The 25,584-nt window shown below is 58.1% G+C and carries 25 protein-coding genes, 5 tRNA genes and 1 other annotated feature; of the genes, 14 read left to right on the top strand and 16 right to left on the bottom strand.

Annotation, left to right across the window (positions count from 1 at the left end):
* Positions 1-11: 11 nt before the first annotated feature.
* The 4 genes from murB to hprK form a co-directional block, all read right to left on the bottom strand.
* Positions 12-923, bottom strand: a complete 912-nt coding sequence (murB, locus tag H8S11_RS02865) for a UDP-N-acetylmuramate dehydrogenase (RefSeq protein WP_147572178.1) — start codon at positions 921-923, stop codon at positions 12-14.
* 195 nt (positions 924-1,118) lie between these two features.
* Positions 1,119-2,063 carry a DUF4349 domain-containing protein gene (locus H8S11_RS02860; RefSeq protein WP_186852103.1) on the bottom strand — a complete coding sequence of 315 codons (945 nt, stop codon included), beginning with the start codon at positions 2,061-2,063 and terminating at the stop codon, positions 1,119-1,121.
* A 132-nt stretch (positions 2,064-2,195) separates the two neighbouring features.
* The gene (locus H8S11_RS02855) at positions 2,196-3,146 is read right to left on the bottom strand and encodes an ROK family protein (RefSeq protein ID WP_186852164.1); all 951 of its coding nucleotides are present in this window, start codon (positions 3,144-3,146) and stop codon (positions 2,196-2,198) included.
* Positions 3,147-3,148: 2 nt separating this feature from the next.
* Positions 3,149-4,102 (bottom strand): HPr(Ser) kinase/phosphatase, encoded by a 954-nt coding sequence (gene hprK / locus H8S11_RS02850; RefSeq protein ID WP_147572176.1) that lies wholly within the window; start codon positions 4,100-4,102, stop codon positions 3,149-3,151.
* A gap of 226 nt (positions 4,103-4,328) precedes the next feature.
* Here hprK and rpmB point away from each other — a divergent pair, with 226 nt between their 5' ends.
* Positions 4,329-4,517, top strand: coding sequence for a 50S ribosomal protein L28 (gene rpmB / locus H8S11_RS02845; protein ID WP_087288054.1), 189 nt, complete (start codon positions 4,329-4,331; stop codon positions 4,515-4,517).
* A gap of 58 nt (positions 4,518-4,575) precedes the next feature.
* On the opposite strand, the gene H8S11_RS02840 is transcribed toward rpmB, so the two are convergent.
* From H8S11_RS02840 to rpmE, 8 genes are all read right to left on the bottom strand, one after another.
* Positions 4,576-5,337 (bottom strand): zf-HC2 domain-containing protein, encoded by a 762-nt coding sequence (locus H8S11_RS02840; protein WP_147572175.1) that lies wholly within the window; start codon positions 5,335-5,337, stop codon positions 4,576-4,578.
* Positions 5,334-5,807, bottom strand: a complete 474-nt coding sequence (locus tag H8S11_RS02835; protein WP_186852102.1) for an RNA polymerase sigma factor — start codon at positions 5,805-5,807, stop codon at positions 5,334-5,336. The genes H8S11_RS02840 and H8S11_RS02835 overlap by 4 nt, the downstream gene beginning before the upstream one ends.
* Positions 5,808-6,016: 209 nt before the next feature.
* Complete coding sequence (locus H8S11_RS02830) at positions 6,017-6,667, bottom strand: YigZ family protein (RefSeq protein WP_186852101.1); 651 nt, start codon at positions 6,665-6,667, stop codon at positions 6,017-6,019.
* A gap of 55 nt (positions 6,668-6,722) precedes the next feature.
* Positions 6,723-6,917, bottom strand: coding sequence for a helix-turn-helix domain-containing protein (locus tag H8S11_RS02825; RefSeq protein ID WP_147572299.1), 195 nt, complete (start codon positions 6,915-6,917; stop codon positions 6,723-6,725).
* A gap of 256 nt (positions 6,918-7,173) precedes the next feature.
* Entirely contained in the window at positions 7,174-7,677 is a 504-nt protein-coding gene (locus H8S11_RS02820) for a GNAT family N-acetyltransferase (protein ID WP_186852100.1), read from the bottom strand.
* Between the two features lie 2 nt (positions 7,678-7,679).
* Positions 7,680-8,969: a GTPase HflX gene (gene hflX, locus H8S11_RS02815; RefSeq protein WP_186852099.1), complete on the bottom strand. Its 1,290-nt coding sequence runs from the start codon at positions 8,967-8,969 to the stop codon at positions 7,680-7,682.
* Between the two features lie 36 nt (positions 8,970-9,005).
* A complete protein-coding gene (locus H8S11_RS02810; protein WP_147572170.1) occupies positions 9,006-9,506 on the bottom strand; it encodes a flavin reductase family protein in 501 nt (166 codons plus the stop codon).
* 127 nt (positions 9,507-9,633) lie between these two features.
* Entirely contained in the window at positions 9,634-9,837 is a 204-nt protein-coding gene (gene rpmE, locus H8S11_RS02805) for a 50S ribosomal protein L31 (protein ID WP_147572169.1), read from the bottom strand.
* Positions 9,838-10,001: 164 nt separating this feature from the next.
* Positions 10,002-10,242 (top strand) — a binding site (T-box leader).
* 86 nt (positions 10,243-10,328) lie between these two features.
* Here rpmE and leuA point away from each other — a divergent pair.
* The 4 genes from leuA (at position 10,329) to H8S11_RS13770 (ending at position 16,452) form a co-directional block, all read left to right on the top strand.
* On the top strand, positions 10,329-12,014 hold the full coding sequence (leuA, locus tag H8S11_RS02800; RefSeq protein ID WP_186852098.1) for a 2-isopropylmalate synthase: 1,686 nt from the start codon (positions 10,329-10,331) through the stop codon (positions 12,012-12,014).
* Positions 12,015-12,284: 270 nt separating this feature from the next.
* Positions 12,285-14,669: a phosphoketolase family protein gene (locus tag H8S11_RS02795; RefSeq protein WP_240288887.1), complete on the top strand. Its 2,385-nt coding sequence runs from the start codon at positions 12,285-12,287 to the stop codon at positions 14,667-14,669.
* 187 nt (positions 14,670-14,856) lie between these two features.
* Positions 14,857-15,405, top strand: a complete 549-nt coding sequence (locus tag H8S11_RS02790) for an ECF transporter S component (protein WP_186852097.1) — start codon at positions 14,857-14,859, stop codon at positions 15,403-15,405.
* Between the two features lie 3 nt (positions 15,406-15,408).
* Positions 15,409-16,452, top strand: coding sequence for a uridine kinase family protein (locus H8S11_RS13770; RefSeq protein ID WP_207721879.1), 1,044 nt, complete (start codon positions 15,409-15,411; stop codon positions 16,450-16,452).
* A gap of 40 nt (positions 16,453-16,492) precedes the next feature.
* Here the strand turns inward: H8S11_RS13770 and H8S11_RS02780 are convergent, their stop codons facing one another.
* The 3 genes from H8S11_RS02780 to pfkA all read right to left on the bottom strand — a co-directional run bounded on the left by H8S11_RS02780 (position 16,493) and on the right by pfkA (position 19,164).
* The gene (locus H8S11_RS02780; RefSeq protein ID WP_147572165.1) at positions 16,493-17,620 is read right to left on the bottom strand and encodes an aldo/keto reductase; all 1,128 of its coding nucleotides are present in this window, start codon (positions 17,618-17,620) and stop codon (positions 16,493-16,495) included.
* A gap of 3 nt (positions 17,621-17,623) precedes the next feature.
* Entirely contained in the window at positions 17,624-18,034 is a 411-nt protein-coding gene (locus tag H8S11_RS02775) for a DUF3842 family protein (RefSeq protein ID WP_147572164.1), read from the bottom strand.
* Between the two features lie 128 nt (positions 18,035-18,162).
* Positions 18,163-19,164 carry a 6-phosphofructokinase gene (pfkA, locus tag H8S11_RS02770; RefSeq protein ID WP_147572163.1) on the bottom strand — a complete coding sequence of 334 codons (1,002 nt, stop codon included), beginning with the start codon at positions 19,162-19,164 and terminating at the stop codon, positions 18,163-18,165.
* A 253-nt stretch (positions 19,165-19,417) separates the two neighbouring features.
* Here pfkA and H8S11_RS02765 point away from each other — a divergent pair.
* The 5 genes from H8S11_RS02765 (at position 19,418) to H8S11_RS02745 (ending at position 19,911) form a co-directional block, all read left to right on the top strand.
* A tRNA-Val gene (locus H8S11_RS02765) sits at positions 19,418-19,493 on the top strand.
* Positions 19,494-19,527: 34 nt separating this feature from the next.
* A tRNA-Asp gene (locus H8S11_RS02760) sits at positions 19,528-19,604 on the top strand.
* A gap of 3 nt (positions 19,605-19,607) precedes the next feature.
* A tRNA-Phe gene (locus H8S11_RS02755) sits at positions 19,608-19,683 on the top strand.
* Between the two features lie 36 nt (positions 19,684-19,719).
* A tRNA-Gly gene (locus tag H8S11_RS02750) sits at positions 19,720-19,795 on the top strand.
* Positions 19,796-19,836: 41 nt separating this feature from the next.
* A tRNA-Cys gene (locus H8S11_RS02745) sits at positions 19,837-19,911 on the top strand.
* 219 nt (positions 19,912-20,130) lie between these two features.
* On the opposite strand, the gene H8S11_RS02740 is transcribed toward H8S11_RS02745, so the two are convergent.
* The gene (locus tag H8S11_RS02740; RefSeq protein WP_186852096.1) at positions 20,131-20,790 is read right to left on the bottom strand and encodes a Crp/Fnr family transcriptional regulator; all 660 of its coding nucleotides are present in this window, start codon (positions 20,788-20,790) and stop codon (positions 20,131-20,133) included.
* Between the two features lie 199 nt (positions 20,791-20,989).
* Between H8S11_RS02740 and H8S11_RS02735 the strand changes: the two genes are divergently transcribed.
* From H8S11_RS02735 to H8S11_RS02720, 4 genes are all read left to right on the top strand, one after another.
* Entirely contained in the window at positions 20,990-21,655 is a 666-nt protein-coding gene (locus H8S11_RS02735; protein WP_186852095.1) for a cytochrome c biogenesis CcdA family protein, read from the top strand.
* Between the two features lie 12 nt (positions 21,656-21,667).
* The gene (locus tag H8S11_RS02730) at positions 21,668-22,267 is read left to right on the top strand and encodes a TlpA family protein disulfide reductase (RefSeq protein ID WP_186852094.1); all 600 of its coding nucleotides are present in this window, start codon (positions 21,668-21,670) and stop codon (positions 22,265-22,267) included.
* Between the two features lie 190 nt (positions 22,268-22,457).
* Entirely contained in the window at positions 22,458-24,332 is a 1,875-nt protein-coding gene (locus H8S11_RS02725) for a S41 family peptidase (protein ID WP_186852093.1), read from the top strand.
* A gap of 86 nt (positions 24,333-24,418) precedes the next feature.
* Entirely contained in the window at positions 24,419-25,534 is a 1,116-nt protein-coding gene (locus tag H8S11_RS02720) for a CobW family GTP-binding protein (RefSeq protein ID WP_147572158.1), read from the top strand.
* Positions 25,535-25,584 lie beyond the last annotated feature (50 nt).

The raw sequence follows: 25,584 nt of genomic DNA, 5'->3' as shown, positions 1-25,584 counted from the left end.
GGACCCTCCCGTCACCGGAGGACTTTCACTTCCATCTCCAGTGCTACGCCAGTTTCCGCCAGGACACGGGCCTTCACCCGCTCTACCAGCTCCAGCACATCCGCGCAGGTGGCGCCTCCCCGATTTACGACGAAACCGGCGTGCTTCTCCGACACCTGAGCGCCTCCCACACACACACCCTTCAACCCACACTGATCGATGAGGGCGGCAGCGAAGTGGCCTGTCGGGCGCTTGAACATAGAGCCGGCGCTGGGGTATTCCAGAGGCTGCTTCTCGCTGCGTCGCCGGGCCAGTTCCTCGATTTTCGCCCGGATCTCCTCCGCTTCCCCTTGGGGCAGAGAGAACTCCGCCTTCAGGATAAGCCAGTCGGGGTGCCGAGCAAAGATGCTGCTGCGGTAGCCAAACTCACACCCGGCGGCGGGGATGGTATGCTCGTTCCCCTCCCCATCCAGATAGGTGACGGCAGTGACCACCTGGGACAGCTCACCTCCATAGGCCCCGGCATTCATCATTACACCGCCCCCCAGGGACCCCGGTATGCCGTGGGCGAACTCCAGCCCGGCCAATCCCCGGCCCAAGGCCGCCCAGGCCAGACGGGCCAGTGAGATCCCACTCTCCGCCCACAGGCGGCGGTTCACCTCCTGGGTCTGATCTAAGCCGCACAGCTTCACCACAAATCCTCGGTAGCCCTCATCCGGCACCAGCAGGTTGGAGCCGTTGCCCAAAAAGAAGGGACGGATTTCCAGCTCCCCGGCCGCCCTCACCGCCGCCTTTGCCTCCCCTACTGTTCTGGGCAGGGCCATCAGGGCCGCCGGGCCGCCAATCCGAAAGGTGGTATGCCGAGACATAGGTTCCTCCGTCCTCAGCTCCAGCTCAGGGCAGCGATCTCTTAAATTACGCAACAACTGTTCCAATCGATCCATATTGCCTCCTGGCATCCTCAGGATAAAATCATGTACCGAATTATTATAACAAATTTTTTCTCCAAATAGAATAGGCAGAATCAGAAATATATCCTCTCCGGGCTCCCCCCTCTGTTCGGTCAGTACCCCTTTCACGGGTTCCACTCCGTAATGCCGCAAAAAATGGGCCCCTCCCTGTGTGGGGAGGGGCCGGTTTTACGGTTCCTGCTTTTCAGACTGCTCCGTTTTCCACTTTTTATACTTTCGCAGGCCTGCCCAGCCGCCGATGGCCGCGGCAGCAATCAAGATGACTAGGACCACCAGGTTGTAGGACATCCACACTAGCAGCTCCTGAGCGCCCCGGACAAAGCCCTCGCAGCTGGCCTTGAAGCCGGCGGTCATCCGCTGGCCGAGGGTAGAGCTCTCCCCCACCTCCTGGACCACCTTTCCTACCTCTTGCAGATAGATGGTAAAGGTAGAGTAGCTGATCAACGCATCGTAGCGGTTCAGGGTGGAGGACAACTGCTCAATCTGATACTCCACATCACCCAGGGCATTCTCCAGAGAGATGATATCCTCCATGGTGTCCGCCTGCTCCAGCAGGGCAAGCAGGCGCTCCTGCTTGGTCCGCTGCGTCTTCAACCGGGTCTCAGCGTCATAGTACCGCTCCCCCACGTCCTCGCTGCTCTCGCTGCTCTCCGTGATATAGCCCAGTGTCCCGGCGCTATTGAAAAAGTCGCTGTACCGCTCCGCCGGCACTCGGACGACGTACTCCCCCCAGCGGCTGGCACTGGCATCCCGGTAGCTCCCTCCGCGCACAGAGGCGGTTTCAAAATATCCCCCGCACTCTGACACCAGACGGTCCAGGGCCTGGACCGTCTGGTCGAACTGCTCCGTCTGGATGCTGAACTCCGCCCGGCGGACCAGCTTGGCCCCGGCGTTCTGATAGACGGAGCTATCCGTGCCCTGTTCGTCCGCGCTGGGCTCCATAGGAGCGGCCTCCCCGCCAAAGCCTATGTCCCAGCCGGAAGATATGTCCGCGCTGGAAGCCGTGTTTCCCGCAGCGGCCCCAGAGTCCTTGCCATTGTTTCCGCTGCCACAGCCTGCCAGCAGCAAAAACAGCAGAGTCAGCCCCGTGGCCAGTGTCTTTTTTCCTCTCATAACAGATCCCCCTTTTTCATTTCGTCTCGACTCTTTCGCGCGTCACTTCCCACCAAGGGGGAAGCCTTCCGCGTCCTCTAATTCTCTAGACGAAATCTGTGGGATCTGGTTCGGACTTTTTTTATTAAAATTTTATATCATGTCGCACAGCAGAGCGGCCCCTACCACTCCGGCGTCGTTGCCCAGTGCGGCCCGCTCCAGCCGGGTGGGCATGGATTTGTCATAGGAGCCCTTCTTTACCAGCTCCCGCAGGGGAGTCAGCAGCAGATCGTCGTCCGCGTTGCTGATGCCACCGCCCAGACAGATGATCTGGGGCTGTAAGATATTGACCAGATCGATTAGACCTATGGACAGCCCCTGGCGGTAATTCTCCAGCACCCGAAGGGCGGCGCCGTCCCCCTGTCTGGCCCCCTGGAAGGCGGTCCGCCCCTGGACCTTGGAGAGATCGCCGCCGCATAGCTCCCACAGAACACTGTGCCGGTCCTGCTCCATCGCCTGGCGGGTCATCCGAATGAGGGCGGTGGCCGAGCCATACTGCTCCCAGCAGCCGTGATTGCCGCAGCCGCAGGGGACACCGCCGGGCTGGATAATCATGTGGCCCGCCTCCATGCCCGAATTGGCATACCCGGTAAACAGCCTGCCTCCCACCACCATACCGCTGCCGATTCCTGTGCCCAGGGTGACCACCACTGCCGGATCACAGCCTTTCGCGGCGCCGGCCCAGTACTCACCGATGGCCGCACAGTTGGCGTCGTTGCCCAAAAAGAACGGCACATCCCACTCCTGCTGGAACAACTGACGCACCGGCGTATCCCGGAAGGGCATATTGGCGGTCTGGACCACCACGCCGGTCCTGTTGTCCACCAGGCCCGGAAAGCCGGCTCCCACAGCTTGGATCTGATCCAGGGCCACCCCCTCCTCCCGGCATACCTCTACGGCCAGCCGGACCAGCTGGCGACACAGCCCCGCGCCATCTAGGGACTTGTCCACCGGCACCCCGGCTTTCCTCAGGATACTGCCCTCCCGGTCCACCAGACCGGCGACCAGGTTGGTCCCTCCTACATCGATACCCACATAGTACATGGTCACAGATCTCCCTCTTCCATCAGCTTTTCGAAGTGCCGGTCCATCCGGTTGGTCAGCTCCAGAGCGGCATTGTGGCCCATCTTGCGGTTGCGGTTGTTCATGGCCGCTACCTCGACAATACTGGCCAGGTTCCGGCCGGGCTTCACCGGGATAGTGGCCTCCGGCACCTTGACCCCCAAAATATCCGTCTGCACGGTATCCAGCCCCAGCCGGTCGTAGACCGCATGGTCGTCCCAGGGCTCCAGGTCGATGACCAGATCGATCTGCTGCTTGTCCTTGATAGCTCCCATACCGAATAGCCGGCGCACGTCGATGACTCCGATGCCCCGCAGTTCCATGTAGTGCCGGATCAGTTCGGGAGCAGTTGCCTCCACAGTGCCGTGGTTCGTCAGGCGGATCTCCACCGCGTCGTCCGCCACCAGGCGGTGGCCGCGCTTGATCAGCTCGATAGCTACCTCGCTCTTACCCACGCCCGACTCCCCCTGGAACAGAACACCCTCTCCATATACCTCCATCATGACTCCGGACCGAGTGATCTTGGGGGCCAGGCGGTCACATAGGCTGCCGATCAGGTTGCTCATGAAGGCGGAGGTCTGTGCCTTGGTGCGCAGCACCGTGCGGTCGTACTTTTCCGCCATCTCCATACACTCAGGGAAGGGCTCCATCCCACGAGTGACGATCAGGCCGGGGACCGGGTAAGACAGCAGCGCCTCAAAGCGTTCTCTCCGCTTCTCCGGCTCCAGTGTCTCCAAATAGGTGTACTCCGTCAGACCGATGAGCAGCAGCCGCGCGGTATCAAAATGCTCAAAAAATCCAGTCAGCGGCAGACCGGGACGGTTCACGTCCACCGTCCGGAGTGGGACGTTCTCATAGTTTGTTCCTTTGTTCAGCACCTCCAGACCAAATTCCTGGATAATATCTCCCAGCCGGACACTGCTTATTCCTTCCGCCATTGGGACACGCTCCTTTCACTGTGTTATCAATGGGGCATCCCCCCTTGATCTTCCTTATTTTTCAGTATAGACGAAAAGCGACTGGGACGCAAGCGCACCGCCCCTCTTTCTAAAATTTTTTCGTGGCCAGTTTTTGAAAAAAGTGCTTGCATTCTGCCGGAATATCTGTTATGATATCAGTCGAAGCTTTTTGGAAAGCGATTCTCATAGCGAGGAGGTAAGCAACATGGCCAAATGCGAATTCTGCGACAAGGGCGTCACCTTCGGCATCCAGGTCTCCCACTCCCATCGTCGTTCCAACCGCACCTGGAAGCCCAACGTGAAGCGCGTGAAGGCGATCGTGAAGGGCACTCCCACTCACGTGTACGTCTGCACCAGATGCCTCCGTTCCGGTAAGGTCACCCGCGCTGTGTAATGGAATATGGCAAATAGAAAGTCAGCCGCCCATACGGGCGGCTGACTTTTTTAGTCCTCTATCCATCTGTGTACTCTCCCTGGCCGTTTATCACGATATCCCAGACATAGTTTAGATAGGCCCATCCCGGCCGGTCGGTCCGAGTATAGTAATCGATCATATACACGGTTCCATCCTCCTCCAGCAGATCAGACAAAATCGGAACGGTTTCCATCTCCCAAATCTCCTCCCCGATCTGAACTACCACATGTGTCTGATCAGTTACCTTCAGGACCTGTGCCACGCCCGTATGGGCGGTATATCCGGACATCCAAACAAAGTAGGCGATCTGTGCCCCTGCCAGTAGCGCCAGGGTCAGCGCCAGAGCCCAATACCGCCGCCAGCGTTTTTGCCGTACTATACGCCATAGCACCGCGATCATCCATATCCAGGTGGCCGCCACAGTAATCAGGATCACCAGGTTAAATATCTCATGAAGGCCGTAGGACACATATCGGTAATTCCCCTGACCCGCCATTCCCTCCTGCCAGAGGTACACCATCCAGATCATAACGATGGCAAAAATGCCGACTAATGCCCGCACCACATGAAAGCCCACCGTCCTTGCTGTCCGCTCCAGCACCTTGGCGCCGTCCTCCGGCGGGGCAGCGGAGGGGGAGCCGGGGATAATTTCCTCCTCCCCTCTCAGCTTGTCCAGCAATTCCCGGCAGCTCTGACAGTCTGTCAGGTGCTCCTCCACCAGTTTGGCGCTTTCCTGACTGCATACCCCGTCCACATACAGGGGCAGCAGGTCACGGACGATATCACAGTTGTTTTTCATTTTTCTCCCTCCTCTATCATGGCTCTTAATTTTTCCCTGGCCCGGTGATAGGTCACACGGGCCCAGCTCTCACTCTTCCCGTATTGAGCAGAAAGCTCCTCATAGGGGCGCTCCTCCAGGGCCTTAGCTACAAAGACAGAACGGTATGGCTCCTCCAGGCGCTCTACCAGATCCAGCCATTCCCAGAGGGAGCTATCCCACGCTCCGCGCTCCTGACACACTGGAAACGGCTCCCGCCGCCTCCGCGTCTCATGGGTCAGCCAGGTATTTTTTGCGATCTGGCACAGCCAGACAGACAGCCTGCACTCCCCTTTGAAGCGGTGGATATGAAGCAGAGCCTTAACAAAGGTATCCTGAGTTAGGTCCTCCGCCTCTTGTGGAGGGCATCCACGGCTGACAAGAAAGCGATATACCAGCCTTGCGTTTTCCCGATAGACCAATTCAAACTCCCGGTAATCTTCCCAGCTCAACCGTTTCTCCCTCCCCCTTCTGTTTTTAACTATAAGACTATCGACGAGGCCCTTTTGTTACAAAGAAACACTGCACCGCATCAGAAAAGGCCGCCCATGGGCGGCCTTTGAAGTGTTTTTTCCGACGTACACGCTGCCGAAAAAAACAGATTATCATTCTTTCGCGCCTTCCGGCGCGAAAGAATGCGAGGCTTTTTTCTGAGCAGCACTCAGCTCTCATCCGCCGTGGGAAGCCTCCAGGGGACATCCTTAAACGCTTCTCCGGCCTCCAGCGCCTCCACGGTGCCGGCGGACACGTCCAGGATGTGGGCGGCAAAGTCCTCCGCCCGCTCCTCGGGCAAGAGGGCAGACAGCACGACGTCCACCCCATAGTCCACAGCTTCCACCACGCCGCCGAAGGAGCCGATCTCCCGGCGCATCCCCTCAAACTGGGCATAGGTGCAGGGGACCTCCATGGCCACCCACCGGCGGACCACCGAGATCCCCGCCCCGTCCAGGGCGTCCTTGGCGGCGGCGGAATAGGCCCGAACCAGCCCCCCAGCCCCCAGGAGGATCCCACCAAAGTACCGGGTGACCACACACACCACATCATTGACGTTCTCCCGTTGGAATACATTGAGCATGGGCTGGCCCGCCGTGCCCTGGGGCTCGCCGTCGTCGGAGTATCGCTCCACGCCCCCCTCCCGCAGCCGGTAGCACCAGCAGTTGTGCCGGGCGTCATAGTGCTTCTTTTTGGTCTCCTCAATCCGGGCCCTGGCCTCCTCCTCAGAAGACACCCGCCACACCTGGCCGATAAACCGGGATCGCTTCTCTACCAGTTCTGTCTGGCTGTGCTGGGTAGGAATATAGTATTCGATCATATAGTCACCTCAGTGCAGATAGTATGCGTTTGACCAGCCCGCCGGGCGGGGCACCCTATTCCTCCTCGGGAAACAGCTGGATGTCCAGCGCCTCGCAGATGCGGAAGAACTGTTCCAGAGAAGGATTTTTACGGCCTCTCTCTATTTCACTCAAAAATGTTTGCGTAATCCCAAGCTGCTGGGCCAGTTTATGCTGGCTCAGGCCTTTTGCTTCTCGCTTTGCTCTCATAATCTTACGATAATCCTTCATTGCAATCACCTGCTTTAAATTATAGTATAGCTGATAGCTATTCTTTTTGAAACAAGAGCTTACAGCTCTTGCTCGATTTGAGGTGATAGTATGGAGACCGCAGCGCATGGCTGGAAGACTTTTCCGAAAGCTGTGACTCCCTGCTGGAAGACGCCATTCTCCTTCGTGTCGCCGTATGGTATCTGACCACGACCTGTTCTCCCTGAGCGGGATCTTTACAAAATAAGCGGGACGGCGCTGGCCGTCCCGCCTCTCCTTATTTCAGCTTTGCGTACATACAGTAGTCGTGGAGCTGTCCATTTTTGACTACTCCCCGCGCCATCACGCCCTCCAGATGGAAGCCTGCCTTCTCCAGCACCCGCCGGGAGGCAGCGTTATGGGCATAGGGCTCGGCAAAGATGCGAACGATATCCCAGCGATGGAAGCCCAGGCGGCACATCTCCTCCACAGCGGCCGGCATAATGCCTCGGCCCCAGAATTCCCGCCCCAGCCAGTAGCCCAGCTCGGCGGAGAGGCGGTATACGTCTGTCCCTCTGGTCAGGGCGATGCTGCCCACTGCTTGCCCGTTCACAGAGATGGCTCGGAAGATAGCCTGTCCCTCATCCGCCTCCATACAGCTTTGGATAAACTCCCGTGCATCGGACAGGTGATAGGGGGCAGGAAATATGTCCCGGAGATTGGCCGCCACCTGGGGGTCATCTGCGTACCGGGTAATGGAGGGGGCGTCCTCCGGACGCCATTCCCGAAGCTCAAAGCCCACCGTCATTCCTCCCAGGGCTCTCTGTGGGGCTTCCACCCCTCCACCAGAGGGCCAAGCTGGCCGATGACCTTGGGGGTGCAGACCGCCACCACGTCGATGGTCTCACCATACTCCACGTTCTCCACCTTCGCGTCCTGGTATAGCTTTTCCAGCAGTCCGCCCCGGTCATAGGGCAGATGGATCGTAACCCGCCTGGCTCCGTTGTCCAGCCGCTTCCCTATGGCGGCCAGCAGCTCAGGCACCCCCTCCCCGGTCTTGGCAGAGATGGATACAATGCCCTCCCCGTGGGGCCGGATGTCCCCCGTCCACAGGTCGCACTTGTTGAATACCTCGATGCGCGGAGTTTGGTCCGCTCCCAGCTCATGGATCAGTTGGTCCACCACCTGGGCCTGTTCCCTCCACTGGGGGTTCGAGGCGTCGATGATGTGGAGCAGCAAATCGGCATACTCCAGTTCCTCCAATGTGGCCTTGAATGCCTCTACCAGATGGTGGGGCAGCTTACGGATGAAGCCCACCGTGTCGGACAGCAGTACGGTACAGGTGTCAGAGATCTCCAGAGTCCGGGTAGTGGTGTCCAACGTGTCGAAGAGCCGGTCGTTTGCCGGGATTTCCGCCCCGGTCAGGTGGTTGAGCAGTGTGGACTTGCCCGCGTTGGTATACCCTACAATGGCCACCACCGGGACCTCGTTCTTGATGCGGCGCTCCCGCTGGGTGGCTCGTACCCGGCGGACCTCCTTCAAGTCCCCCTCCAGCTTGGATATCTTTTTCCGGATATGCCGGCGGTCGCTCTCCAACTGGGTCTCGCCGGGGCCACGGGTGCCGATGGCGCCCTCCTGACGCTCCAGGTGCTTCCACATACCAAGCAGCCGCGGCAGCAAATATTTGTACTGGGCCAGTTCTACCTGGAGGCGGCCCTCCTTGGTTCTGGCCCGCTGGGCAAAGATGTCGAGAATGAGGGCGGATCGGTCCAGAACCGCCACTCCCAGGTCCTCCGTGAGGGCCCGCTGCTGTGAGGGGGAAAGGGCGTTATCAAAGACGACCATGTTGGCATCCATGGCTTGGACCAGCTCTTTTACCTCGGCCACCTTGCCCTCCCCGATAAAGGTGCGGGGGTCTGGGCTGTCCTTGGACTGGGTGACCACACCCACGGTCTCTCCCCCCGCAGTCTCCAACAGAGCGGCCAGCTCCTCCATCGTCTCCTCGGTGGCGTTCTCCTCCTGGGACATGCTGAAGGCGTTCAGCCCCACCAGCACAGCCCGGTCAAATTTTTCTTGCGTAAGTTTGTCTGACATTTTTCCTCCGAATCACAGCGCGGGACTGCCCCCGCCTTATTTTTGCAGAACTTCCACGATTTCCCCGATGTACAGGGTGTGGTAATCCTTCTCCGGGTACCACTTCTCCCGGATCTCCTGGGGGATGTTTTTGGCATCCAGTGCCTGGGCAAATCGCTTACGGCACACCAGCACCAGTTCGGCCTGCTCGAAATAGGGAGCGCCACATTCCGCGGTTTTTACTGTAAAGCCGCATTCCTTTACCTTATCGATATCCCGTCCGCTCTTGGAACCGCATAGGGATAGGGCCTTCCGGTACTCCTCCCCAAAAAAGGTCAGGGTGAAATATTCTTCTTGGTCGATGAACTCCTTGGTATACCGCTGTGGCCGGATATAGCAGGTGGCCGCGGGCGCCCCCCAGATGACACCCAGCCCGCCCCAAGAGGCGGTCATCGTATTGCACCGCTCCTCTGTTCCAGCGGTGATCAGCATCCATTTGTCCCCGATCAGTGAAAAGGGATTTTCTTTCAGCTCCTTAGGCGCGATTTTCTTGAACATGACATTGTCCTCCTTAATTTAATATCATACAGGACCATTAAATAGGGTATGCGGCTGACCCGTCTTTTTTGCAGCGATACGCAAAAAGCCGCACCGATTCCTCGGTGCGGCTTTTGAAAGCGGGATCTTACTTGGCCAGGCCAAACTTCTTATTGAAGCGGCTGACACGGCCACCGGTGTCTACCATCTTCTGCTTGCCGGTGTAGAAGGGGTGACACTTGGAGCACACTTCCACGCGGATATCCTTCTTAGTGGAACCAGTTTCGATCACGTTGCCGCAGGCGCACCGGATGGTGGTCTGCTCATAATTAGGGTGGAGGCCTTCCTTCATTGTATGTTCACCTCTTTCTCCATGGAGGGTATTCTCGTAAACGCAACTGATATAATAGCATAGTTTCTGTGGAAAAGCAACCACTTTTTTCAAAAAAGTTTAGTCCCTCCCACTCTAAAATATCTCTTGACAAAGGGCCCTCCTTCGGCTAAAATGATGGGCAAGAAAATGCGATGAAGGGGAAAAAGGCAGGCCCCTCTCACCCAGAGAGCCGGCGGTCGGTGCGAGCCGGTGTGAGTCAGCCTGTGTATAACTGGCCCCCGAGCAGTCCATCTGAACCAGCGAGTAGGGTGGAACGTCTGGCCCCGTTACCGGCCGCGGCCTTGTTGGAGGCTATGAGGGCTGTGTGGGAGACCCACAGCTGAACCAGGGTGGTACCGCGTGGTTATAATACACGCCCCTGACTTTTAAAAGTCAGGGGCGTTTTTTCATCCCCTGATGGCCGCTCCGCCGCCAACTACAGCGGAGCAAACAAAAAGGAGGAACTCATTATGAACCCAGGCTGCAAAAAGTACATCCCCTTCCAGCCCCAGAAGATCGTGGGCCGCACCTGGCCGGACAAGGTCATCACAAAAGCCCCCGTGTGGTGCTCCGTGGACCTGCGGGACGGAAACCAGGCTCTGGTAGACCCCATGAATATGGAGGAAAAGCTGGAATATTTCCACACCCTGCTGGACATTGGCATCAAGGAGATTGAGATTGGCTTCCCCTCCGCCAGTGAAACCGACTATGAGATCTGCCGGGAACTGATTGAGGGAGGGCACATCCCAGACGACGTGACCATCCAGGTGCTGGTCCAGGCCCGTGAACACCTGATCAAAAAAACCTTTGAGGCCATCCGCGGCGCCAAGCACGTCATCCTCCACTTCTATAACTCCACCTCCACCCTCCAGCGCAAGGTGGTATTCCATATGGACACTGACGGCATCACCAAAATCGCCACTGACGCCGCTGACCTGATCTATGAGATGGCCCAGCCCCTCATCCAGGAGGGCATGGACCTCCGCTTTGAATACTCCCCTGAGTCCTTCATGGGCACTGAGATGGACTACGCGGTAGAGATCTGCCAAGCTGTGCTGGAGCGTCTCCACGCCACCCCGGAAAATAAGGTCATCCTGAACCTACCCACTACCGTGGAAAACTGTATGCCCAACCAGTTTGCCGATATGCTGGAGTATTTCTGCAAGAAGATCCCTAGCCGGGACAGCGCCATCATCTCCCTCCATCCCCACAACGACCGGGGCTGCGGCGTGGCCACAGCGGAGATGGGCCTGCTGGCCGGAGCCGAACGGGTGGAGGCCACCCTGTTCGGCAACGGCGAGCGCACTGGAAACGTAGACATTGTCACCCTGGCCATGAATATGTATACTCAGGGCATCGACCCCAAGCTGGACTTCTCCAACATCAACAAGATCCGTGAGATGTATGAGCGGTGCACCAAGATGCCGGTAGGCGACCGGCAGCCCTATGTGGGCAAACTGGTATTTACCGCGTTCTCCGGCAGCCACCAGGATGCCATCAACAAGGGTACCCAGTATATGAAGGAGTCCAACTCCGACTACTGGGAGATCCCTTACCTGCCCATCGACCCAGCCGATGTGGGCCGGGAGTATGAACCAGTCATCCGTATCAACTCCCAGTCCGGTAAGGGAGGCGCGGCCTATATCATGGAGCACAACTTTGGCTTCGATCTGCCCAAGGCCATGCACCCCGACTTCGGAGCCGTGGTCCAGAAGGAGACTGACGCTGTGGGCAAGGAAATCAGCCCCGAGCGTATCTTTGAGCTGTTCCAGCAGGAGTACATCGAGGCCAAGGAGCCCTACAAGCTGCTCAAGCACGCCTTTGCGGAAAACATTGATAGCGAAGGTCATTCCCATGTCGCCTTCTGGGGCACCCTCCAGCACACCGATACTATTTTTAAGGTATCCGGCGAGGGCAACGGCCCCATTGACGCCTTCTTCAATGCCATCAAGGATGAGAAGATGTCCCACTTTACCTTCCTGGACTACTCCTCCCACGCCATCACCGACGGCTCTGACTCCCAGGGCGTGGCCTATATTCTGCTCCAGGACCAGCGCACTGGGCAGAAATACTGGGGCGTCGGCCTGTCCCACAACATCAATCTGGCCCCCCTGCGGGCCATCCTGTCCGCCATCAACCGCTCCAAGCGCAGTTGACCAGACGCGTCCCTCTCCCACACGGGAGGGGGACGCGTCTTCATATTCCGGTTCTTCCTTTTGGCTTTTACCCCTTCTAACGCCATCCCTTTTTTATGATCTCTCTTAACAATCTCGTTATCTTCTCATTTTTACCGCTTACTTCCGAGATTACCCATTGATTGTTTGGGCGATATGGTTTAAGATATAGAAAAACCCTTATGCGGAGGAGATAAGCCAATGCCAAAGCGCACCGACAACACACAAAAGGCCGTCAAGGCCCCCGCCCGTATGTCCAAAAAGGACCCGCTCACTCGGGAACAGCTCCACGCCATCGACGCCTGGTGGCGGGCCGCAAACTACCTGTCCGCCTGCCAGCTCTATCTGCTGGACAACCCCCTCCTGCGGGAACCTTTGAAGCCCGCCCATTTGAAGCAGAACATCGTGGGCCACTGGGGCACCTGCCCCGGCCAAAATTTTATCTATACCCATCTCAACCGCGCAATCGTCAAGTATGAGCTGAACATGATCTACATCTGCGGCCCCGGCCACGGAGGGAACGCCGTGGTAGCCCAAGACTACTTGGACGGCTCCTACAGCGAGGTCTATCCCAACATCAGTCAGGACACCGAGGGAATGAAGCGGCTGTTCCGCCAGTTCTCTTTCCCCGGCGGCATCCCCTGCCACACAGCCCCTGAAACCCCAGGTTCCATCAACGAGGGGGGAGAACTGGGCTACTCCCTGTCTCACGCCTTCGGCGCCGTCATGGATAACCCGGATTTGATCGCCGCCTGCGTCGTTGGCGATGGCGAGGCGGAGACCGGCCCTCTGGCTACCGCCTGGCACTCCAACAAGTTTCTCAATCCCATCAGCGATGGAGCTGTCCTGCCTATCCTCCACCTCAATGGCTTTAAAGTGGCTAACCCTACCATCCTCTCCCGCATCTCCCACGAGGAGCTGGAGATGTTCTTCAAGGGCTGCGGCTGGGAACCCCGTTTTGTAGAGGGGAGCGAACCCAGGACCATGCATCAGAAGATGGCCGCGGCCCTGGACTGGGCAGTCCGTGAGATTCAGCGTATCCAGGAGTACGCCCGCACCTCAGGTGATGCTTCCCGTCCCCGTTGGCCCATGATTGTTCTGCGCTCCCCCAAGGGCTGGACCGGCCCCAAAGAGGTAGACGGTAAGCAGGTGGAGGGCAGCTGGCGGGCCCACATGGCTCCCATCCCTGTCCATGATGGACAGCCCGGCCGTATCCAGGAGCTGGAACGCTGGCTGCGCAGCTATAAGCCGGAGGAGCTCTTTGATGAAAACGGCTCTCTCCTCCCCGCTATTCGAGAACTGGCCCCTCAGGGAGAGCGCCGCATGGGGGCCAATCCCCACGCCAACGGCGGACTCCTGCTGCGGGATCTGCGGGTGCCCGACTTCCGGGAATACACCCTGGACGTCCCCCAGCCCGGCATGGTGGAGGCCGCCGACATGGATGTGCTGGGAGGATATGTCCGGGACGTGATGAAGCGGAATCTGGAAAACCGGAACTTCCGTGTCTTTGCTCCAGACGAGGCCGCTTCCAATCGGCTCTCTCAGGTCTTTCAGGCCAGCGGCCGCCGCTGGACCGACTCCATCGACTCCAGGTCGGACGAGAACCTGTCCCATGACGGCCGTGTCATGGACGCTGCCCTGTCCGAGCACCTGTGTCAGGGCTGGCTGGAGGGCTATCTGCTCACCGGACGGCACGGCTTTCTCAGCAGCTACGAGGCATTCATCCGCACAGTGGACTCTATGGTATCCCAGCACGCCAAGTGGCTGAAGGTGGCCCGGCAGCTCCCCTGGAGGCAGTCCATCGCCTCGCTGAACTATGTGCTGTCCTCCAACGTGTGGCAGCAGGACCATAATGGCTTCACCCATCAGGACCCCGGATTTCTGGACCATGTAGCCAACAAAAAGGCCGATGTGGTTCGGCTCTATCTGCCCCCCGACGCCAACTGCCTGCTGTCCTGCTTCGATCACTGTATCCAGAGTAAGAACTATATCAACGTAATGGTGGCCTCAAAGCTGCCCCGGCCCCAGTGGTTGAATATGGACGAGGCTATTAAGCACTGTACCCACGGCATCGGCATCTGGCAGTGGGCCTCCAACGACCAGGGCTACGAGCCGGACGCTGTGCTGGCCTGCTGCGGCGACACCCCCACCCTGGAGACTCTGGCCGCAGTCACCATCCTGCGCCATTACCTCCCTGACTTAAAGATCCGGGTCATCAATGTGGTGGACCTGATGAAGCTCCAGCCCCATACCGAGCATCCCCACGGCCTGACCGACGAGGACTACGACGCCCTGTTCACCACTGAGGCCCCTATCATCTTTGCCTTCCACGGCTATCCCACCCTGGTCCACGAGCTGACCTACCGCCGGCACAACAAAAAGCTCCACGTCCGCGGCTACAAGGAGGAGGGCACCATCACCACCCCCTTCGATATGCGGGTACGCAATGACATCGACCGCTTCCACCTGGTGATGGACACGGTGAAGCGGCTGCCTCAGCTTGGCAACAGCGCCTCCTATCTTATTCAGGAGATGAAGGACAAGCTGGTGGAACACCGGCAGTATATCACCACCTATGGTCAGGATCTGCCTGAGGTACGGGAGTGGAAATGGAACGGCGGCAAAGGCAATTACTAAAAGGGGACCCCAGGGGGTTGACCTCTTAGGGCAGCCTATGCTATAATTCAATCAATGTCGGCAGGAAGCCGGCGTCCGCGCCCATAGTTCCATATCTTCTGAAAATCAATACCGTGAAGGTATCTCCTGCCCAGAAGGGCGGGAGCCTTCCCGGTATTTTTTCATCTGTATGTAAAGGAGAACATTTATGACAACGACCAAAAACAGCACTTCCATCAAGCGTATGGTCATCGCCGCCCTAATGCTCGCCCTGGCCTACATCCTTCCCAACTTTACCGGAAACATCCCCCAGATCGGTAATATGCTGCTGCCTATGCATCTGCCAACCATCCTGTGCGGCTACTTGTGCGGCGGCCCCTGGGGCGCAGCGGTGGGCTTTATCGCGCCCTTGATGCGCTCCGCTATCCTCGGTATGCCGCCGCCGTTCCCCACCGCCATCTCCATGGCCGTTGAGATGGCGGTCTACGGCTTTATGTCCGGCTTCCTGTACCGGCGTCTGCCCAAGACTCTGGGCGGCATCTATGCCTCTCTCATCTCCGCCATGCTTATCGGCCGGGTAGTCTGGGGCGTGGTCCAGCTCGCCCTGCTCACCTCCAGCGGTACGGAATTTCCCTTCTCCGCCTTTGTCGCCGGTGCCTTTACCAACGCCATCCCCGGCATCATCCTCCAACTGGTGGCCATCCCCATCATCGTTCTGGCCCTTCAGCGAGCCAATCTGATCCCCCAAGAGGGTTGAGCCATGTCTGATTTGGCGGAGCTCCTGAAGGAGCATTATGACAACCATCCGGCCATGGAGGTTCGGGACGCCATAAAATTTATCTATCAGAGCCATATGGGACCAGGGCATCTCATCTCCGACGAGAGGGCGGCCCTAGACCGGCTGGCGGAGGAGTGGGGCCGGCTGCCGGCCGATCCAAGCTCTCCTCTGTCCGAGCCCCTTGGAAACGGCCTGTGCAGGCTGTCGCTAAGTGCCTGTAAAGGGATAAAGCTATCCATCAAAACATTGAATCGCCTTTTTGTCCTCACCGCCCAAAAGACAGTCCTTGACCGGGCAGGGTTGGAGCAGGACTTAGAATTGCTCCAGGCCCTCCCCTTTTCCCAGGAGAGTTCAAAGCAATATCTGGCCCAGTACCGTGCCCAAGGCTGTCCCGCGCTTAGTCACAGCAAGACCTATCGTGATACCTACTCCCCTGCTTACCGTGTAGTATTTCAATATTATGTAAATCAAATACCGCTCCTGGCCGCTGTAGACCAGTTGCTTACCCAGGGGCAACCCGTCCTTGTCGCCATCGACGGCCCCTGCGCCTCTGGCAAGTCTACCCTAGGTGCCGCTCTGGCAGAGCTCTACTGCTGTCCCCTGCTCCATATGGACGACTTCTTTTTACTGCCTCAGGACAGGACGCCGGAGCGTCTGGCCAAGCCGGGAGAAAATGTGGACCATGAGCGGTTTGACCGCGAGGTTCTCTCCCCCCTCTGCCATGGCCAAACTGCGGTATACCGGCCCTGGCAGTGCCGGTCCGGCTGCTTTGGCCCGGCTGTCCCTGTGGAGCCAGGCCCCCTCACTGTGGTAGAGGGAAGCTACTCTCTGCACCCCAGCCTACGGGACCGCTACCAGCTTCGGGTGTGGGTAGAGGCCCCCTGGGGGGTCCGCCGGACCCGTCTGGAACGGCGGGACCCCGGCTGCGTAGATCGTTTTTTGAACATCTGGGTCCCTCTGGAGGACCACTATTTTCAGGCCTGTCATGTGAAAGACTGCTGTCAGATCCACTGTTCCGGGCAATAAAAAGCTACCGGTCCTTTCAGAAGAAAGACCGGCAGCTTTTTTACTTTTGAATAAATTCCTCCACTTGGGCGGTAACCTGTACCAGATCCCGCCGAATAGAGATATGCTGGGGACACAGCTCCTCACAGCGGCCACAGCCCACGCAGTTGGCGGGACGTGCCCCCTCCCCCAGCCCTTTCCAGGACCGGCGCGTCAATCTCTGGTTCTCATACATCCCCATGCTGTTCCAGATCCTGAAGCTCTCAGGGATATCCACGCCAGCAGGGCAGGGCATGCAGTAGCGGCAGCCAGTACAGCCGTTCTTTACCCGCTGTTTCAGCAGCAGGGTGGTCTCATCCACTCCAGCCTCCTCCTCAGGACACAAGGGCCGAAATTGCCCCAGGGTGGCCAGGTTGTCCTCTAGCTGCTCCATAGTGGTCATTCCACTGAGCAGAACAGCTGCGCCGGGCCGGCTGGCCACCCAGCGCAGAGCCCAAGACGCATCAGAGGCCTCCGGGTCCAGCACTCGGAGCGGAGCGGCCACCTCCTCCGGCAGCTTGGCCAGCAAGCCGCCCTTCACCGGCTCCATCACCACCACTGGGACCCCCAGACCTCTGGCCAACTCCAGCCCTTTCAGGCCGGCTTGGTGCTCTGTGTCCATGTAATTGAGCTGGATCTGACAAAAGTCCCAGTGCCGGAACCGGAGTATCTCCTCAAACACCTCATAGTCGTCGTGAAAGGAAAATCCCAGTTTTCTGATTTTTCCCTGGCGCTGGTACTCCTCCAGCAGGGAGGGAATTTTCAGTTCCACCATTTTTGTCCAGGTACGGCGGCTCAGGCTGTGGAGCAGATAGAAGTCCACATAGTCCCTGTCCAGCCGTTCCAGCTGGGTATGAAAGAGCTCCTCCGCCTTCTCCCGGCTGTCCACCAGCCAGCAGGGCAGCTTTGTGGCCAGATAGTAGCTCTCCCTGGGGTACTCCTTCAGGGCCTGCCCTAAAAAGGATTCGCTCTCTCCCTCGTGGTAAGTCCAGGCGGTATCGTAATAGTTGATGCCCGCCTCCATAGCCCTCCGGATCAAGTCTGCCGCCTTTTCCCGGTCGATCTTTTTTGTCTCTCGATCCAGGGGATAGCGCATCCCGCCGTAGCCCAACAGAGAGGGCTCCAGCCCGCTTATCTCACGCCGTTCCATCCTTCATCCTTCCAATTCCGCCATCATCTGGTCGATTGCCTGGGCCACATAGACCGGGAGCGCCTGTTCCCTCACCCCGGCCACCAGGACCCCGCAGCTGTTCATGGGGACCAGGAACTTCTTTGCCCTACAACTGCCCACGGCCTGTGCCATAGCCGGAGTCACTTCCCCCAGGATGGCGTTTGCCACCACGATGCCTACTGGGCCCAGAATCGCGTCCGCGTCTTCTACGCCCCGCAGGACCGGATTCTCTCCCGTGGCGCCGTGGTCCGCCCCCGCCTTTAGCATGGTAGAGGTGGCGATACTGTTGGTCCCCAAGGCATATACTTCCGCCTGGGGGACGCGGGACTTGACCCCCTCCACTAGCAGCTTGCCCAGGCGGCCCCCCTGGCCGTCTACGACTACAATCTTCATCGATCTTTCCTCCCCTCCCCGGATCTGCCCGAAGATTCTCTCTCATTTATTATACTAAATTTCCGTCTATCACACAAGGAAAAAGGCCCCGGAAGCCGACCGCTCCGAGGCCTTTTCTCCGCCGCAGTTTAGTTTCCGATGTTGGTCAGGGCCTCCAGCACATCGTAGCGGTCCATATCAAACTCTTTGGTCATCGCCAGGGCCTCCTCCATATCCAAGTCCACGATACGGCCGTCCCGGGTGGCGATGATCCGGTTCCCACGTCCCTGGGCCAGCGCCATGACTGCCTCGTATCCCATGCGGCTGGCAGTCTCCCGGTCCCGTGCGGAAGGTGAGCCGCCCCGCTGGATGTGCCCCAGCACTGTGACACGGGGATCGATCCCCACCTCCTCATGGATGCGTTTGCCGATCTCAATAGCGCTGCCCGCCCCTTCGGCTACCACCACCATGTAGTGGGTGGAGCCAGCCAGACGCGCCCTGCGGATCTTCTCTACCACATCCCGCTCAAAATCTACCGTCCGTTCGGGAATCAGGACAGCGGTAGCGCCCACAGCGATGCCTACATAGAGCGCCAGGTAACCGGCGTGGCGGCCCATGACCTCTACCACAGAGCAACGCTCATGGGACTGCATGGTATCCCGCAGCTTATCGATACACTCGATGGCGGTGTTACAGGCAGTATCAAATCCAATGGTATAGTGGGAACAGCCGATATCGTTGTCGATGGTAGCAGGGATGCCCACCACCTCCAGCTTGTGGCCAGATTCCGCTATCTGCCGTGACAGGGCCAGTGCCCCTCGGAAGGTACCGTCCCCTCCGATGGCTACAATGCCGTCCAACCCCAACAGCTTGCAGGTGGCGATGGCTTTCTCCCGGCCCTCATGCTGCATAAACTCCAGACTGCGGGCCGTATAGAGCATAGTTCCGCCCTTGTCAATAATATGGCTGACACTGGAACCGCTCAACTGCACAAAGTCGCTGTTGATCAGGCCGCTCCAGCCCCGGCGAATGCCAACACACTCGATCCCCTGGTTCACAGCGGTGCGGACCACTCCACGGACCGCGGCGTTCATGCCAGGGGCATCGCCGCCGCTGGTCAGTACGCCGATGCGCTTCACTTGGCTGCTCATTTCCTGGAACCTCCTCACGATATGCCGGACTGGAACGCCGGCTCTCGATTTAACTCTATCGTTTTATCATTATAGCTGTCATGCTCCTGGCCTGTCAAGGCTCTCAGATCTGGATCAGAAAAGACGGTTTATTTTGCCCAGAGCGTAAAAAAATGGACCCGAAAATTTTTACGCCAAAATTTTGCATTTCCCTGTTGACAAGCGGGAAACAGTTTAGTATAATAAGCAAGCCGTCGCAAGAGCGAGCACAGTGGGGAGCATAGCTCAGCTGGTAGAGCACATGCCTTACAAGCATGGGGTCACAGGTTCGAGCCCTGTTGTTCCCACCACTTTTTCCTGATGGTCCATTTCTTCGGACTACCTGGCTCGGTAGTTCAGTTGGTTAGAACGCCGGCCTGTCACGCCGGAGGTCGAGGGTTCAAGTCCCTTCCGAGTCGCCATTTGCCTCTGTAGCTCAGTTGGTAGAGCAGAGGACTGAAAATCCTCGTGTCGTTGGTTCGATTCCGACCGGAGGCACCATCCCCCGCATAGGAAACTTTGCGGGGGATCCAAAACGCGAGTGTAGCTCATCTGGTAGAGCGCCACCTTGCCAAGGTGGAGGTAGCGAGTTCGAGCCTCGTCACTCGCTCCAGTTAGATGGAGCAAAGACCTCTTTGCTCCATCTTTAAATAAGGTGCCATAGCCAAGTGGTAAGGCAGAGCTCTGCAAAAGCTCCACTCCCCAGTTCAAATCTGGGTGGCACCTCCATAAAAATAACCACACCTAACGGTGTGGTTATTTCTATAGATACCTGAGATGTTTAAAATGCTCGGCGGAAATGAGCCCGCGCCGCCCCATCGTGCTGGGCTCCAGTTTCAGCGGACCAAAGCCGCTTTCATTCTACGGAGATTCAAATACACGAGGTGGGACAAATATTGATCATGATATATGAAGGAGCGCCAGGAACCTACCCGGCGCTCCTTTTCTTCACAGTCTGCGCTCCAGATCATTCTTATCTGTCAGCTTTACACCACCCCGAAACAATTCCACAGCCCCGGAGGCGGCCAGCTTCTTCAGCGTTCGGGTCACCGCCTCCCGGGCGCTACCAATGGCCTGGGCCATCTGCTCCTGGGTAACCTTCAAGGTATCGGTCCCCAGCCGCTCACACTCCTCCAGCAAGTAGGCCGCCAGCCGCTGCTCCAATGTGCGGAACAGCATCTGCTCCACAGCAGTGAGCACCTGGGAAAAATGCTGGGTGGCACCCCGGTACAGGAAATTTTCCACATACAGGTTATCCCGCACCAGCGTTGACAGACACACCGCAGGAATGACCACCGCCTCCACCCTGCCCTCGGCCTGGACCTGGACATTGAAGGAGGACACAGACATAGTACAGGCGGCCGTCATAATACAGACTTGCCCCCCGGAAATACGAGAGATAGTAGCTTCCCGCCCATCCTCGGACAAGAGGAACAGCCGCACGACGCCTGATCGGATCAACAGCAATCCCAGACAGTCCCGCTCCCCAGACCAGATCATCTGCCCCGGCTCATAATCCGCCTCATAGGCGGCTGCCCTTACCCGGTCCCGCTCCTGGTTAGAGAGCTTATCCCAAAACGCCAGTTCTTCCAAACAGTATCCAGTCATGGGCACCCCTCCTTTTCTTTTGACTCTATGATAGCTGTTTTCTCTGAAAAAAACAAGAGTCCTTGTAACTCGGTCACAGAACTGCCTCTCCCTCTCTTAGTATATTAAAGGCAATATCTCCGCCTTGACAGCCTGTGTTCCATGCTTTACCCTTAATCCCTGAAGCCGATATATCTATATAAAATAATAGGAGGGCCCTATGACCTATTTCATCACCTTTTTGGAGGGTATTATCACCTTCATCTCCCCATGTCTATTGCCTATGCTGCCCATCTACCTATCCTATTTCGCCGGGGGCAACCCAGATGAGAGTCAGGGCACGGTACTAAAAAACGCCGTCGGCTTCGTCCTGGGCTTCACCATAGTTTTCGTGGCTATGGGGGCTTTTGCTGGCTCCATCGGCGCCCTGCTTCGGCAATACCAGACGGCCGTCAATCTCGTCAGCGGCCTGCTGGTCATTCTCTTTGGTTTGAACTTTCTTGGTCTGTTCAATCTTAATATCTTCAAGGGTACTCGGGGATTCAGCCAGACCCATGAGATGGGCTTTCTCTCCGCTCTGCTCTTCGGGCTCATTTTCGCAGTGGGCTGGACTCCCTGTGTAGGTGCATTTCTAGGCTCCGCCCTTATGCTGGCCTCCCAGCAGGGCTCGGCCCTCCAGGGTATCCTCCTCTTGTTGTGTTATTCTGCCGGCCTTGGCATTCCTTTTCTGGCCAGCGCCCTGCTCATCCAATCCCTAAAGAGCGCCTTCGGCTGGATCAAGGCCCACTATGGAATTATTACAAAACTGTCCGGCCTGCTCCTCGTCTTGGTTGGTATAATGATGGCCACTGGCACCATGGGGCAGCTTCTGACCTTTTTGGCATAGGGAGGGAATTCTATGAAACGTTCTAAAAAGACTTTTATTCTGGCCGCCGTCCTGGTTCTGCTCCTCGCGGGAGCCGGATTGCTGTACAACACACTTTCCCAGGGCAGATCCCCTGGCCTGCCCCCGGTAGAGGACAGTGCTTCCTCCTCTCAGGAGAGCAGCCCCGTCCCCGCTCCTTCCTTTCCCCTTGAGGACCCGGAAGGGAATTTATTGGATTTGTCCGACCTGATTGGAGACAAACCGGTGGTGCTGAACTTCTGGGCCAGTACCTGCCCCCCCTGCAAGGAGGAGATGCCGGACTTTCAGGCGGCCTTTGAACAGTACGGTCAGGAGATCCATTTTGTCATGGTCAATGTGGGGGACGCCATGCAGGGGGAGACGCGAGAAAAGGCGGAGGCTTTTCTCATGGAGACAGGGTATTCCTTCCCTGTATATTACGATATCGACTATCAGGGCATCCTGACCTACGGAGTCACCGGCTTCCCCCACACCTATTTTATCGACAGCCAGGGAAATCTGCAGCTCTACGCCCCTGGAATGATCAGCGCCGCAGGGCTCCAGCAGGGGCTGCACTCCATCAGCCCCGATCTGGTGCCTGCTCCAGAATCTTAACCCAAAGGCTTCTCTAGAAGGACTTTTACCCCCTTCTCCCCTTGCCAGCGAGACAAAAAAGAGGTATAATATTTTTTATGTGGAATACGCGGTGAAGTTCTATTTTCAAGTTGCTATACCCTGTCCGCCGGATGCCAAACTGCGGCATCCGGCGGATGTACGACAGGCCCCTATGTTGAAGGAGAAACCCATGAAAAAATTTTTATCTGCCTTTCTTTCCCTGGCGGTCGCTCTGTCCTTAACGGCACTGCCTGCCTCCGCCCTAGAGCTGGAGGACGCCAAAACCCTACTCCAGACCTACTATGTGGATCCCCTGCCGGATGAGATCTGGTCCCTGGACTCTCTGGACGAGATTTTAGAGGCCATCGGCGACCCCTACACCGTCTACATGAACACCGAGGAATATCAGGCCTTTCTCTCCTCGGTCAATGGGGACACAGTCGTCGGAATTGGCGCCTCTGTGGAAAACGCCTATAACGACGGCTACCGTATCATGTCCATCCTGCCGGACTCCCCCGCCCTTGAGGCTGGGCTGGAGGCCGGGGACCGCATCATTGCCGTAGACGGCGTAGCTACCGCCGCCGGGGTCGATCCCCGCACTATGATCAGCGGCCAGGAGGGCACTACGGTCACCATCACTGTCATCAGTCAGTCAGATGGGCAGCGGCGGGATTACACGATGGAGCGCCGCTCGGTCCTCATCCCTATCGTCACCTATGATCTGGTGGATGGGGTGGCAGTCATCGACTGCACCAGCTTTGGCGCCAGCACCGCCTCTGTGGTCCAGGCTGCCATTGAGGAACTGGACAACCAGACCGCCATCTGGCTGATGGATCTGCGCTCCAACCCCGGTGGTACAGATGAGTCCGCCGCGCTCACTGCTGGCCAGTTCATCGGCAGCGCCATCATGGTCTACTTCCGTGACAGCGCCGGCGGCTATTACTACCGGGCCACCTCCCCCCTGGTGGAGGACCTGACGGACAAGCCCCTGGTCATCCTGACCAGCCCCCATTCCGCCAGCGGCTCCGAGCTCTTCGCCGCCGCAATCCGAGACTATGAGGCGGGGATTGCCCTGGGTCAGCGCACCTTCGGCAAGGGGATTGCCCAGAACATCTATGACGAGAGCAACACTACCGGTATTTTTGATGGGGACTGCCTGAAGATCACCACCCTCCGCTTCTTCTCCCCCGACGGCACCACCAACCATATCGTAGGCGTCCTTCCTACCCTGGTCATCTCCGCTGAAAACGCCCCTGCCGCCGCTCTCCTGTTGGGCCAGGAGGAACCCAGTCGCGCCTCCGGCCATCTGAAGCTGTCTCTGGCCGGCCAGACCTTCTATCTGAAGATCAGTGAGGCGCTCAATGCAGACAACAAGGCTGCCTTTACCGAGCTGCTGGAGGCTCTGCCCCCTTCCGCCCTTCTGTATCAAGGCGCCGGCACCCGGACCTGGACTGAGGTATCCCCCGCCGACCTGGCACGGGAGAAGCAGTTGGACTTTACCGCCCGTTCCTTCTCCGACTTGGAAGGGAGCGAGTTTGAGCGGGAGATCCGCACGCTGGCCACCTATCAGTTGCTGGGCGGCTATGAGGACGGCACCTTCCGCCCGGACAACACTGTCACCAGGGCTGAGTTCTGCACTATGGCGGCCACTGCCCTGGCACTCCCCGCCGACCACAGTGTGCTGGACCAGTTCTCTGATGTGAGTGCCCAGTCCTGGTATGCTGACGGCATCTCCGCCATGGCCGATATGGGGTTTATCTCCGGCTACGGTGATGGCACCTTCCGCCCGGACAGCACCATCACCTATCAGGAGATGGTGACCATTCTCTCCGCCGTGGCCGCTTGGGCCAATATGAATATATACGATCTCAGCCAACAGGAGGTGTCCGCCGCCGACTGGGCAACCTACTACGAATACGCTCCGTGGGCTCAGGCACCCGCCCGAAATCTGGCCTCCCTGGACGCGCTGGTGGGCGATCTGGCCCCCGCCGATCTGGGGACCCGCCAGGTGGCTGCCGGGATGCTGTATCAGATTATGGAGGGCATCGGACTGCTCTGGGATTGACCGGCATTCCCGCTGTACCCCTCCTTAGGCCCCCAAACAGAGGGCCCCAGGCCATCAATATTTCTCTGTGAAAGGATATGACTGTTATGACAAAGATCGATATTATCTCCGGGTTTTTGGGCGCTGGTAAGACCACGCTCATCAAGAAGCTGCTGGATGAGGCCTTTCAGGGCGAGAAGATCGTCCTCATCGAAAATGAGTTCGGTGAGATTGGGATCGACGGTGGCTTTTTGAAAGACGCCGGTGTGGAGATTACGGAGATGAACTCCGGCTGTATCTGCTGCTCCCTGGTAGGCGATTTCGGCGCCGCTCTGAAGCAGGTGCTGACCGATTATTCCCCTGACCGCATCGTGATCGAGCCCTCTGGGGTGGGAAAGCTGTCTGACGTGGTCGCTGCCGTGGAGCGGGTGCAGAAGGAGGCCCCCGGCCTCCACCTCCACAGCTTCGTCACTGTGGTAGATGCCTCCAAGGCCAAGGTGTATATGAAGAACTTTGGCGAGTTCTTCAACGACCAAGTAGAACACGCCTCCGCCATCATCCTGTCCAGGACCCAAAAGTTGGACCCCGCCAAGCTGAACGGCGCTGTCCACCTCCTTCGGGAAAAAAATTCCCAGGCGGCCATCCTCACCACCCCCTGGGATCAGCTTACTGGCAGCCAAATCGTCGCTGCCATGGAGGGTGGCCACACTCTGGCGGAAGATTTGATGGCTGAGATCGAACACGAGCATCATGACCACGACGACCACTGTGACTGTGGCTGCCATGACCATCACCACCACGAGCATGAACATCACCACGCCCATGAACACGAGCATCATCATGAGCATGGGCATGAACACCACCACGACCACATCTGTGACGACACCGCCTGTGACACCTGTATGGCCTGTGGCGCAGACCACCATCACCACCACGACGCCGACGAGATCTTTACCTCCTGGGGCCGGGAAACACCCCGGAAATATAGTCGTGAGGAGCTGCAGGAGGCCCTGTCCGCCCTGGCTATGGGCGAGGATTACGGCTATATCCTCCGGGCCAAGGGCATGGTGCCCTGTGACGACGGGCAGACCTGGCTCCATTTCGACTTGGTGCCTGAGGAGTTCCAAATCCGTGAGGGTGGCGCCGACTATACCGGCCGGCTGTGTGTCATCGGCTCCGAGCTGAAGGAGGACCAGCTGGAAAAGCTGTTCCTGCTGGCCTAATTTGCTAGATGGGCGGCCCATGGCCGCCCATCCATATCATACCACGAGGT

The sequence above is a fragment of the Flintibacter hominis genome (assembly GCF_014287965.1).
GTDB lineage: Bacteria > Bacillota > Clostridia > Oscillospirales > Oscillospiraceae > Lawsonibacter > Lawsonibacter aceti.
The sequence above is the reverse complement of the archived record's forward strand: the minus strand, read 5'-3'. Positions and strand labels throughout refer to the sequence as shown.